An 11659-nucleotide genomic window follows, 5' to 3' on the forward strand; every position below is an offset into this window, starting at 1 on the left:
CCGTTCGACTTGCATGTGTTAAGCACGCCGCCAGCGTTCGTCCTGAGCCAGGATCAAACTCTCCAGTTAATATTTGAACTAACTTTCGTTAGTTACTAACTTTACTAGTTTGATCTAGCTTAGCTTAAATCGGACTTTTTGTTGTCCATTAATTTTATTACTGTTGTTTCAATTAACGGGTCTAATTCTTATCACTGTTCAATTCTCAAAGATCATTGGCCTCATCGGCCGGAACTCTAGTTTAACATTTCTTCGTCCTCTTTGCAACTGGTATTTCTTGGTGATTCTTGCTTTTGTTGCTTTGCCGTTTCGAACGACAATAGTTATATTAACATCTCTTTATATCTTTGTCAACTGCTTTTCGACTTGTTTTTCTTTGTTTTTACCTTGTTTTTACCTTCATGAATATCTTGTAGTAATAAGGAGGTTTATATTATGTTTTATATAATGGTAGTAATATGTTATGATATTTTGTGAATAATATTCTATTTTATGATTCTTTTTGTTGTTTAGTTTAATGATCCTTGCTAAGTGGTAACATACATAACAAAAATGATATACAATTTGTATTGTAATTCGTTAAGTATTACTACATTATATATACATTATTAATATTCTTTGAAAGTAGGTTTATATATGACTAGTAGGAGTTTCCTTCATGGAGCTTTTATCTTATCCGTAGCAGGCTTGATAGTAAAAGTAATGGGGGCTTTATATAGAATTCCACTAGCTCGTCTAATTGGCGGTGAGGGAATTGGTCTATATCAAATGGCTTATCCCATATATACAATGCTATTGGCACTATCTACTGCAGGGATTCCTGTTGCTATTTCTATTTTAGTATCTGAAAAGCAGGCTAAAGGTGATGATACAGGAGCTAAAAGAGTATTCTTTGTTTCATTATCAATTTTAGCCATTGTTGGTTTCGTAATTACATTATTATTAATGCTTAACTCGAGATGGATAGTTAACAACGTTTTATTTGATACAAGAGCATATTATGCATTACTAGCGATTTCACCAGCTATTTTTGTAACTGCTATTTCTTCAGCCTTTAGAGGTTATTTTCAAGGGAATCAAACAATGGTTCCTACAGCTTTATCCCAAGTATTTGAGCAATTTATCAGAGTTGCTACTGTTTTAGCCCTTGCATATATCCTTATTCCAAGAGGTATTGAATTTGCTGCTGCTGGTGCAGCTTTTGGAGCAGTAACAGGAAGTATAGCAGCTTTGTTTGTTCTTATAATAGCCTATATTTCTTTTAGGAATAAACATCAAAAAAATAATGCCGTCTCTCTCTCTGCAATACACGAAGCTGAACCAGTTATAACATTAATGAAAAGAATAACTGCATTAGCCTTACCAATCTCCATTGGCGGACTTGTTGTCCCAATTATGCAAGTAATAGACGCTACCATAATTCCCACAAGGTTACAGGATGCTGGGCATTCTATTGCAAGAGCAACTGAACTCTTTGGTCAATTTTCTGGAATGGCCAATGTTTTAATTAATTTACCCCCCATAATAACTATTTCCGTGGCAATAAGTCTCGTGCCAACAATTTCTGAGGCCCTTGCAAAAAATCAATTAGAGGATGCTAGGTATAGAATAAATCTAGGTTTATGGGTAACATTTTTAATAGGGCTACCAGCTGCTGCAGGTCTTTTCATACTTGGCACACCTATAGCAGAAATGTTATTTAAGATACCCGAAGTAGGTAAAAGTATAGCAGTTTTGGCACCTTCAACACTTCTTTTAGGATTATACCAAACTACACGTGGGGCTTTACAAGGAATGGGTAAAACTTATTTGCCTGTAATAAACCTAACTGTTGGTATTATTATAAAAGGATCCCTTAATTATATTCTTGTAGGTATACCTACACTAGGAATTATTGGTGCCGGGATTGCCACAGTTACAGGTTTTACAGTTTCAGTACTCCTTAATTATTATCACGTTAAAAAATATACTTCACTAAAAATGAGCTGGAAAAGGAACGTTACAATCCCTTTAATATGTACTATACTAATGGCAATTGTAGCATTGTTGGTTTATGAATTAACAATCAACTCAATAGGTAATACATTAGCTGTAGTTTTTGCAATTTCAACTGGGATGATAATCTATTCTTTTAGCCTGTTGCTTCTTGGTGGAGTTAAAGTAAAAGACTTAAATTCAATACCTAGAATTGGGCCTAAAGTAGCAAGTTTCCTTACTAAGCTAAAAATATTTAAGTCTTAGACTTATTCTTATTAAATTTCAGGCTATTATTTATCCGATGACTATCACCGCTAGCCTTGCATGGGTTCAGCTATGCCAACAAGCTGACAAGTTTCACTCCAAGACTCCCATCTTCTAGCTTGTACTGGTATTTCTTGCAAAAATCTCAATGCTAGAACTACGGTCGTAGGTGGGAGATAAGCGGTGCTATGTCCCTGGATAACGGTTTCCCCTAAAGGATTAGCTCAGCTAAACATTTAATCTGCTGATTAAATGAAGTTTCGCTCTATAACCTTTAGATGGAGTAATTCAGTGAAACTTAGTTCAGATGTTTTTCCCTGAACTGTAGTTGAACTAATCCTGTGGGAAACTCTACCTGAAGTCAAGAATCCTGTTTATCTGCCGCAGAGACCTGGGATAGTGCCAGGCTTTCTTCTTTTCCAAGACTTCTAATAATGCCTATAGGTGTTTGTTGTGAACCTTGTCCAAGTGGATTGTCCTTTAAAATAGCAGCAACCTCATTTTTTGTAAGGGCAGAATTATCTGATAGCGATATTACTTCACTACCTATGTCATTAACATCCACTATTGCGCAGACAGCCTTAATTCTCTGTGCGATTTCGTTTGCTAGTTGATTGGAGTTTTCAGGACCTAAAACTACGTACTGGTTATATGGAGGTAATGTATATGGTGTTGGTCCATCTATCATAGCAACTTTTCTTCCTGCGATACGATAGAAATCCCCACTTCTGCCAAATATTTTTCCTATAACACTAACTATAGCTGCGAAAATAATTCTTAAGGTACCAACTTCACGAAATGCCATTTCCATAGTTTCTGGCATTCCTAGTCCGATACCGTAACTAACTTTCTTTACATACTTTGAAAGAAAGGTTGCTAAGAATCTTGGTTTAATATCCTTTAGTTTAATTGCTCTACCTTGTGTAATAGCTGTTGCTTTTTCGCTTACAAAAACTATATCTCCTTCTTGCAAAACAGGGGTAGCATACTTTTGAACAGCATCAATTATACTGTCGTCTTCTGTCAGCACATGTGTCTTAACTGGTATTCTAAGATAGAACTGTTTGTCCACTTCTATTAGTGGTTGTTTGTTTTTTTCTGTCATAGTTGTATTCTCCCTACAATTGATTAATATACATATTAAGTTCATTGTTCATTGTAACATATATTATAAAACATGGCCTTTACTAAATCTGGTTATCCAAAATATTCTATATGGGTTAAGACCCCCACTTCTATAAGTGGACTCTAAATCAGGTGGAGTAGAGTCTCCATCTGATTCCCCAATGTTCAGCTTTGGCTGAACGAGTTCACTTTAAAACTAAAAACAATCCAATATGATAGGTGGATTGTCGTATATCTACAACTGATATGCTTTATACTTTTTAGTTAAATGTGTTGTTATCTCAGCAGGTACTTCAAAGGAATGCTCCTCTATGCGCTGTACTGGCATTATTCCCATTAAAGAATTAGTTAAAAAAACTTCTTGGCAGCCAACTAAAAAATCAAATGTAAAATCCATCTCCTTTATTTTCATATTGCTACCAGCTGTAAGCTTAAATACAACATCTCTCATAATTCCAGGTAATATTCCAGCAGTAATTGGTGGTGTATATAATATGGAATCTTGCACACAAAAGATGTTGCTCACACAGCATTCTGTAACATTTCCTTTTTCATTAACCAAAACAGCATCAAAATACCCTTTTAACCCTTGATCTTTTTTGATTAATAGTTTATTCATATATGAACAGGTTTTATGATTTAGTAGCCAGTTACTACTATATACCTCTATTTCTTTCCTGGCAGATAGTAAAACTCCAGTATTATATAAGCTATTATTATAAGGTATTCCTTTTTTGCATGTCATAAATATGTTTGAACTACCTGATAAGGTTATTCTAATACTTCCATGTTCTATGTTATTAATCTCGATAAGCTTAAAAGCCTCCTGGAGCAATTTATCTGATTGAAAAGGTAACTCCATTTTGAACTCTTTTGCAGAATTAACCATTCGCATGATATGTTCCTCCCAAAGTATTGGTCTTCCGTTATCAATAAGAAGGGTTTCAAAAAGACCATATCCATATAGAAGGGCATAATCATCTAGGGGTATTAATGGTGTTTTATTATCCTCGATTATTCCATTAAACCAGACTTTCATTTTATCAACTTCCCTTTTATCTTTGTAGTGCCATTATTAATGCTTTTGCCTTATCTAGAGTTTCCTGATATTCTTCTTCGGGATTGGAGTCTGCTACAATCCCGCCTCCAACTTGGAAATAGGTTTTGTCACCTTTAATGATAATTGTCCGGATAACTATATTAAGATCAATATTTCCTGCTAAATTTAAGTAACCAATTGACCCAGTATAAATACCTCTTTTTACAGGTTCTAACTCTTCAATTATTTCCATAGCACGTATTTTTGGAGCCCCTGTTATTGACCCGCCGGGAAATGTTGATTTTATAACTTCTTTAAAATGATAATTTGGTTTTAGTTTTCCTGTAATAGTTGAAACTAGATGAAAAACAGTAGCATAGGATTCTAATCTAAACAATTCTTCTACTTTTACTGAACCAAACTCACAGACTCTACCTAAGTCATTTCTTTCTAAGTCCACTATCATCACTAGTTCTGCTCTATCTTTCTCGCTATTTAATAATTCATTTTTCATTTTATCATTAAAATCATTACACTCAGACCTTGGCCTAGTACCCTTTATTGGTCTTGTTTCGATATAATCTCCATCCATTTTTATAAATCTTTCTGGGGATGCACTTATTACATAACCCTCTTCTAAATCTAGATAAGCAGCAAATGGAGCTGGGTTAATCCTCCGCAATTTACAATAAAGGTCCCATGGGGAAACTAGGCTTTTTGTTTCAAATCTTTGTGTCATATTAACTTGATATATATCCCCTGCCGCGATGTAATCCTTTACCTTTTGAATTGCTTCGCAATACTCTTCTCTAGTAAAATGAGATTTTAATTCTAGCGTTTCTGTTTGTAGAAGCTCATTTTTAAGAGGTGTATGTGATTGGTTAAAGAATGAATTAAGCTTTTTATTCATTTCTTCTAATCTATCTTTTGCTTTATTTTCTGCTGCTTTGCCCTTTAAAGGAAGCCCTGATGAAAAAAGAAAGCAGTTTTTTTCAAGATGATCGTAAGCAAGTACACAATCATAAAAAGCAAAATATCCTTCAGGCAAATCTATATCATTTTGGGCCATATCAGGAAGAACTTCCATATGCCATCCTAAATCATATGCTAAATAACCAACTGCTCCATTTTGAAATGGAGGATAAGAGGAATCTAAGGGTAAACATCTATTATCTTTTAAAATAGTATCCAGTACGTCAATTGGATTTCCATCTATTTGGGTGACCTTGTTTTTCTCCAAAATGTGTATCTGTTCTTTTCTTGATTTAAAAATCAGATAAGGATTATTTCCCATAAATGAATATCTGCCGATTTCTGAATGGTATAGACCACTATCTAAAAAAAATGGATGTTCTCCATCCAAAAAGAATGGGAAAATTCTCTCTGGGTCCCATTCTGCTTTTATTTTCTTTACAAAAACCTTATTTCCTTTTTCCATGAAAACCTCCGAGCTACTTAAATTATTTTATATTATCCACATATCTTAATTTTAAGAAATTTTCTAGCAAATCATACCCCTGTTCTGTAAGAATTGCTTCAGGATGAAACTGAACTCCCTCAATTAAGCAGTCTCTATGACGAAACGCCATGATTTCTCCTTGATCTGTTTCAGCACTAATTTCCAGACAATCTGGGAGGGTGTCTCTGTTCACAATTAGCGAGTGATAACGAGTAACTGTTAAAGGATTTTTTAATCCTTTAAATATAGTTTTCCCATCATGATAAATTTCAGAAGTCTTTCCATGCATTAATCTTTGTGCTCTTACTACTTGCCCACCGTTAACCTGTCCAATTGTTTGGTGGCCTAAACAAACTCCTAAAATTGGAATTTTATTTGCAAAACTATTTACAACTTCCTGACTAATTCCAGCTTCATTTGGTGTGCATGGCCCTGGAGATATAATAATGTGTTCAGGATTCATTTCTGCGATTTCTTCGATGGTTATTTTATCATTACGAACAACCTTTATTTCTTCACCTAAATGTCCCAAGTATTGATAAAGATTAAACACAAATGAATCATAGTTGTCTATTAGTAAAATCAATAGTACCAACTCCTTTTACAAAACATTAATATTACTGGAGTTTTAAATTAGATTTAGCTTGTAATAGCATGAAAAAACCAGTACTAAAGTACTGGTATCAGTCATTGCCAATAATACCCGACATATTTATCGATGTCAATGGCTATAATTCAGTTAAATCTGATAGTTTTGCCTGGGCCCCTATATCTAAGAACATATAGGTATCAGGTACTGGACCAACAATGATAGAATCTGCAATAGGAACCTGTGCTTCTACATTGGTGTCTGTTGCAATTAATGGGAAGGCAATTTTCATATCACTACTAACATTAAGATAAATTTTATGCCGTGTTTGATTAATTCCTGCTTGTGTAAAGTCATCAGAAATCTGTACCCTAACTGTACCTACAGGTAATAGTTTAAACTTTATCTTAGGTCCGAAGTTTGCTAATAGCTTAATTCCTGTAATTTGACCTAGGGGAATAGAGAAACTTTCCTCTCTCATTTGTTCTAAATGTTTTTGAACCTTCAATACAGATTCAGATGCAAGCCTATTTACAACTAGTAAATTGGCCTGCATGAACACTACTCTATCATCCTTATCTTTATGGGGTATAACTAAATCAGTATATTTAATATCTGATGCAATTTCTTCAAGAATAGCTTGATGAATGGCTTCAGTAGCGGTCCACTGTGCCTGGGTTTCTGCTAGTGCACTTAATGAAGGCTTTAAAGATACTTCTAGAAATAATACTACCAGTAATATAAATAATACCAAAAATATTAAAACTTTGGTAACGGGGTTAATTCTTATTTTTTTTCTTCTTTTATACAAATGTAATCACCTCCCCCATATCATAAATATATGAAATACTTCGGAAAAGGTGCAATAATAATATAAAAAAGCCAGGCTTATTTTCACCTGGCAAATGATTAAGTAATACTATTTGGATTGTTTAAAAATTATTTAAATTTTATTTTTAGAAATTTTCTCTTACCAGCTTTAATTACCATATTATCATTTGGTTGAAGCATGTAATCCATCTCGTCTATCCTATTATCATCAATTTTAACTGCTCCCTGCTTAATTAGCCTTCTAGCTTCACTAGTGCTCGCTATCAAACCACTCTCAACAAGAACTTTAGGAAGCCATACCATGCCATTATCAAGAATTTCATCTGTAATTATAAATTCTGGAATATCATCTGGTAAGTCTCTCTTTTGAAATACAGTTTTAAAATGCTCTTCTGCTTTTGCTGCTAAGTCATCTCCATAATACATGGATACTAAGGTTTTTGCTAATCTCATTTTTGTATCTCTTGGATGAAGTAGACCACTTTCTAACTGCAACTTTAATTGATTTAATTCGTCTAAAGAAATGTCGGTAACTAACTCAAAATATCGAAGCATTAAATCGTCAGCTATAGACATTGCTTTACCATAGATGTCTTTAGGAGCTTCGCTGATGCCTATATAGTTTCCTAGACTTTTGCTCATTTTTTGAACACCATCTAATCCTTCTAGGATAGGCATTGTAATTGCTATTTGAGGTTCTTGATCATATTCTTTTTGTAGGGTTCGCCCCATTAATAAGTTGAATTTCTGGTCAGTTCCGCCTAATTCAATATCAGCATCAAGATGTACCGAATCATATCCCTGCATTAATGGATAAAAAAACTCGTGGATGCTAATTGGTTGATTGGTACTGTATCTTTTTGAAAAATCATCTCTTTCAAGCATTCTTGCAACAGTAGTTTTGGCAGCTAGATCAACAATTTGTGCAAAATTTAGAGGTGCTAACCAATGGCTATTAAAAACAACTTTTGTCTTTTCTTTATCTAAAATTTTAAAAATTTGTTCTTTATATGTCTGGGCATTTCTGTTTATTTGAAGATCAGTCAAAGCTTTTCTTGTTTCAGATTTTCCTGTGGGATCTCCAATTTTCCCAGTAAAATCACCAATAATGATGATAACCTGGTGGCCAAGTTCTTGAAATTGTCTCATTTTATGTAATACTACTGTATGGCCCAAGTGAATGTCCGGAGCACTCGGGTCAAGACCCAATTTTACTTTTAAGGGTTTATTACTTTTAATGGAGTTTTCGAGCTTGGTAATTAATTCTGTTTCTGGAATAATTTCAGCTGTGCCCCTTTTAATTATTTCTAGCTGAGTCTTAAGATCATTTATTAACAATTAATATCCCTCCAACTTTAAAAAAAATAATCTTCTTACCTAGGTAAGAAGAACCGTTTAATTCAGTTATTATATTTTAGCACAATTAAAGTTTCCTATACAACATAATATTATGATTTTCTCTTGGTTTTCATTTGTGTTATAATGAACTATGTTAGGCAATGGGTGGATTATTTGTCATGACATCTCAAGGAGGTAAGCAAAATGTCAAACACAAAAAACAATAAAGGAAAGAAGAAGCGCAAGTTAAATGCAAAGCGTTTTTCTATTTTTCTAATATTATTATTAGTTTTTATTATTGGTGGTGCAGGTATTGGATTTATGGTTGGTGTCGTAAAAAATATGCCTGATTTTGATCTGGAATATAACCCTGATTTATCTGCTTTTGTCTATGATAATGATGACCAAATCATTGCACAATTAAGGGGCACAGAAAATAGAATATGGGCGGAATTTGATGAGATTCCAGATACCGTAAAGAAAGCATTTCTTGCAACAGAAGATGTTCGATTTTATGAGCACTTCGGAGTGGATATAAAATCCATTGGCAGAGCAGTTGTTACTAACCTCCGTCAAGGTCGTTACGCTGAAGGATCTAGTACTATTACAATGCAGCTTGCCAATAATGCTTTTATTTTTAACAGGGAAAAAAAGATGGAAAGAAAAATTCAGCAAGCAATATTGGCTATTCAACTAGAGAGAGTATATACAAAGGATGAAATATTTAATTTATATCTTAATCATATTTATTTTGGTCATGGTGCATCGGGTATTAGAACAGCTGCTCAGACCTATTTTGATAAGGAACTTGACGAGTTAACACTTGCCGAATCTGCTCTTCTAGCAGGTATAGTTCAAAGGCCTTCGACGTATTCGCCATACAATAATCCGGAGTCAACCATGAATAGACGGAATACTGTTTTGAACATGATGGCAAAGTACGATTTTATTACTGAAGCACAAGCAGAAGAAGCTAAACAGGAAGAATTTGTTTTGAATGAAAATAGAACGCAACTTGAAGACAATTATCCATGGTTTACTGATTATGTTATTAAGGAAGCTTCTTCTATATTAGAAGAGATGGGTATAGAATCGGTACAAATTTTTAAATCAGGTTTAAGCATTTATACTACCATGGATACTAAAGTACAGACAAATCTTGAGAGTGTATATAAAGATCCAGCCAACTTCCCGGAGGGAGTAGATGAAATCTTAGTGGAAAGTGCAGCAGTACTTCTAGATCATCGTAATGGAGAAATAATGGCACTTGTTGGCGGTAGAGAACTTACAACACGCAGAGGTCTTAATCGTGCTACTGATATGAAAAGGCAACCAGGTTCTACTATTAAACCTATAGCCGCTTATGGACCAGCCCTTGAAGCAGGCTATTCACCTGCGACAGTTTATGATGATGCTCCAGTTGATTTCCCAGGTGGTGCAGGAGGGTCAACCTACTCACCTCACAACTTCGATAGAAGATGGAGAGGACTTCTTACAATGAGGGCTGCTATAAAAGATTCTATTAATATTCCTGCCCTTAGAGCATTACAACAGGTGGGTGTTAAACAAGGATTTGATTTTGCAAAAAAACTTGGTTTACCCCTTTTGGATACTGATCAAAACCTCAGTTTAGCTCTTGGTGGCTTAACTCAAGGTGTATCACCATTAGATATGGCTGGTGCCTATGGTGCTTTTGCTAATCAAGGAGTGCTGATAGAACCTCATGCTATCCGTAAAATAGTGGATAAAGATGGCCAGGTTTTGTATGAAGCTAACCCTAATAAAAGTGTAGTAATGAGTGAACAGACTGCTTACTTAATGACTGATATGCTTGTTACAGTTATTCAAAGTGGTACTGGAACAAGAGCTAATTTAGGTAGGCCAGCGGCTGGTAAAACTGGTACAACCCAGTTACCACCTTTGCCAGAGTTTGATAACCTGCGTAACAACTTTAGAGATGCATGGTTTGCAGGCTATTCTCCTGAATATACTAGTGTAGTATGGATGGGATATGACGAGACCACACCTAAGCATTATCTTAAAGCGGTTTATGGTGGTCACATGCCCGCTGCTATCTGGAAATCTGCAATGCAAGAAGCTTTAAAAGATAAGCCTGTTGAACAGTTTACTAGACCAGCAAACCTAGTATATACTGCCATAGACGCCAAATCCGGTTTGTTACCAAGTGAACTGACACCTAGTCAATATATAATAAATGAAGTATTTATTCGGGATAATGTTCCTAAAGAGATTTCAGATGTTTGGATAGAAGCGCCAATTTGCGCTGAAACTGGCAAGAGACCTTCTGAATATTGTACTGATATAGTTTATGGGGTTTACATGCAAAGACCAGTCCCATATGTTCCACCAGAAACTCGTCCAGGTGTCTATCCTGAAGACTATGATATGGAGTATCCAACAGAAATTTGTGACATGCATGATGCACAAAGTAAAATAACCGTATATTTTTGTGAAGATGAAAAACACAGAGGTTTTCCAGTTTTAGCTCTTAAACCTGAACCAGGGCAAACTGGAGGTTGTCCAGACAATGTAGTAACAGAAAGAAGAATGTCTCTTGAAGATATTCCAAGTGATTATTGCGATTTAGATGATCACCAACTGTTTGGTAAAGTGTCAGGTTCAGGCCCTGGAAATAATAGCGATAATGATAACGAGATTGATCTTGAACCTGGAGAAGTGCCATTAGAGCTAAGTATAGAACTGATAAATGATGGTAATAACCATGGTATACTATTAAGCTGGAATTCCTTAGGTTCAGATATTACCTATAGTATTCAGCGTTGGGAAAATGGCAATCTGAAGAAACAGCTTGGTTCTACAACTGGAACATCATTTTTAGATGAAGCTATCGAACCCAATCAAAATTATAAGTATCAAATTGTAGCTGGAAATCGGCTAAGTGATGTCATAACGGCTAAAACTAGATAAATATGAAAAGGGAACTTGGACTAAATGAAACCAAGTTCCCTTTTATTTGTACTTTTGTTGCTACTATATACACTTATTAGAGATATGT

The 11659-nt window shown here is 34.8% G+C and carries 8 protein-coding genes and 1 rRNA gene; 2 read left to right on the forward strand and 7 right to left on the reverse strand.

Features of this window, described 5'->3' with window-relative positions; translation table 11 throughout:
• A 16S ribosomal RNA gene (locus APF76_09355) occupies positions 1 to 72 on the reverse strand; the annotation flags it as partial.
• A gap of 564 nt (positions 73 to 636) precedes the next feature.
• On the opposite strand from APF76_09355, the gene APF76_09360 reads away from it, so the two are divergent.
• The gene (locus tag APF76_09360) at positions 637 to 2241 is read left to right on the forward strand and encodes a hypothetical protein (protein KUO48850.1); all 1605 of its coding nucleotides are present in this window, start codon (positions 637 to 639) and stop codon (positions 2239 to 2241) included.
• Positions 2242 to 2602: 361 nt separating this feature from the next.
• Here the strand turns inward: APF76_09360 and APF76_09365 are convergent, their stop codons facing one another.
• From APF76_09365 to APF76_09390, 6 genes are all read right to left on the reverse strand, one after another.
• A complete protein-coding gene (locus APF76_09365; GenBank protein ID KUO48851.1) occupies positions 2603 to 3346 on the reverse strand; it encodes a hypothetical protein in 744 nt (247 codons plus the stop codon).
• 255 nt (positions 3347 to 3601) lie between these two features.
• Positions 3602 to 4405 (reverse strand): hypothetical protein, encoded by an 804-nt coding sequence (locus tag APF76_09370; GenBank protein KUO48852.1) that lies wholly within the window; start codon positions 4403 to 4405, stop codon positions 3602 to 3604.
• A 16-nt stretch (positions 4406 to 4421) separates the two neighbouring features.
• A complete protein-coding gene (locus APF76_09375) occupies positions 4422 to 5843 on the reverse strand; it encodes a hypothetical protein (GenBank protein ID KUO48853.1) in 1422 nt (473 codons plus the stop codon).
• A gap of 22 nt (positions 5844 to 5865) precedes the next feature.
• Complete coding sequence (locus tag APF76_09380; GenBank protein KUO48854.1) at positions 5866 to 6450, reverse strand: anthranilate synthase; 585 nt, start codon at positions 6448 to 6450, stop codon at positions 5866 to 5868.
• Positions 6451 to 6592: 142 nt separating this feature from the next.
• A complete protein-coding gene (locus tag APF76_09385; protein ID KUO48855.1) occupies positions 6593 to 7264 on the reverse strand; it encodes a hypothetical protein in 672 nt (223 codons plus the stop codon).
• Between the two features lie 128 nt (positions 7265 to 7392).
• Positions 7393 to 8616 (reverse strand): tyrosine--tRNA ligase, encoded by a 1224-nt coding sequence (locus APF76_09390; protein ID KUO49088.1) that lies wholly within the window; start codon positions 8614 to 8616, stop codon positions 7393 to 7395.
• Between the two features lie 210 nt (positions 8617 to 8826).
• Between APF76_09390 and APF76_09395 the strand changes: the two genes are divergently transcribed.
• On the forward strand, positions 8827 to 11571 hold the full coding sequence (locus APF76_09395; GenBank protein KUO48856.1) for a hypothetical protein: 2745 nt from the start codon (positions 8827 to 8829) through the stop codon (positions 11569 to 11571).
• Positions 11572 to 11659 lie beyond the last annotated feature (88 nt).

Source organism: Desulfitibacter sp. BRH_c19 (genome assembly GCA_001515945.1).
In the GTDB taxonomy this organism is placed as follows: domain Bacteria; phylum Bacillota; class DSM-16504; order Desulfitibacterales; family Desulfitibacteraceae; genus Desulfitibacter.

What these genes read in the sequence shown, in the direction of transcription:
- APF76_09360 (KUO48850.1), top strand. Translation starts at nt 637, where the DNA reads ATGACTAGTAGGAGTTTCCTTCATGGAGCTTTTATCTTATCCGTAGCA.
- APF76_09375 (KUO48853.1), bottom strand. Translation starts at nt 5,843, where the DNA reads ATGGAAAAAGGAAATAAGGTTTTTGTAAAGAAAATAAAAGCAGAATGG.
- APF76_09370 (KUO48852.1), bottom strand. Translation starts at nt 4,405, where the DNA reads ATGAAAGTCTGGTTTAATGGAATAATCGAGGATAATAAAACACCATTA.
- APF76_09365 (KUO48851.1), bottom strand. Translation starts at nt 3,346, where the DNA reads ATGACAGAAAAAAACAAACAACCACTAATAGAAGTGGACAAACAGTTC.
- APF76_09395 (KUO48856.1), top strand. Translation starts at nt 8,827, where the DNA reads ATGTCAAACACAAAAAACAATAAAGGAAAGAAGAAGCGCAAGTTAAAT.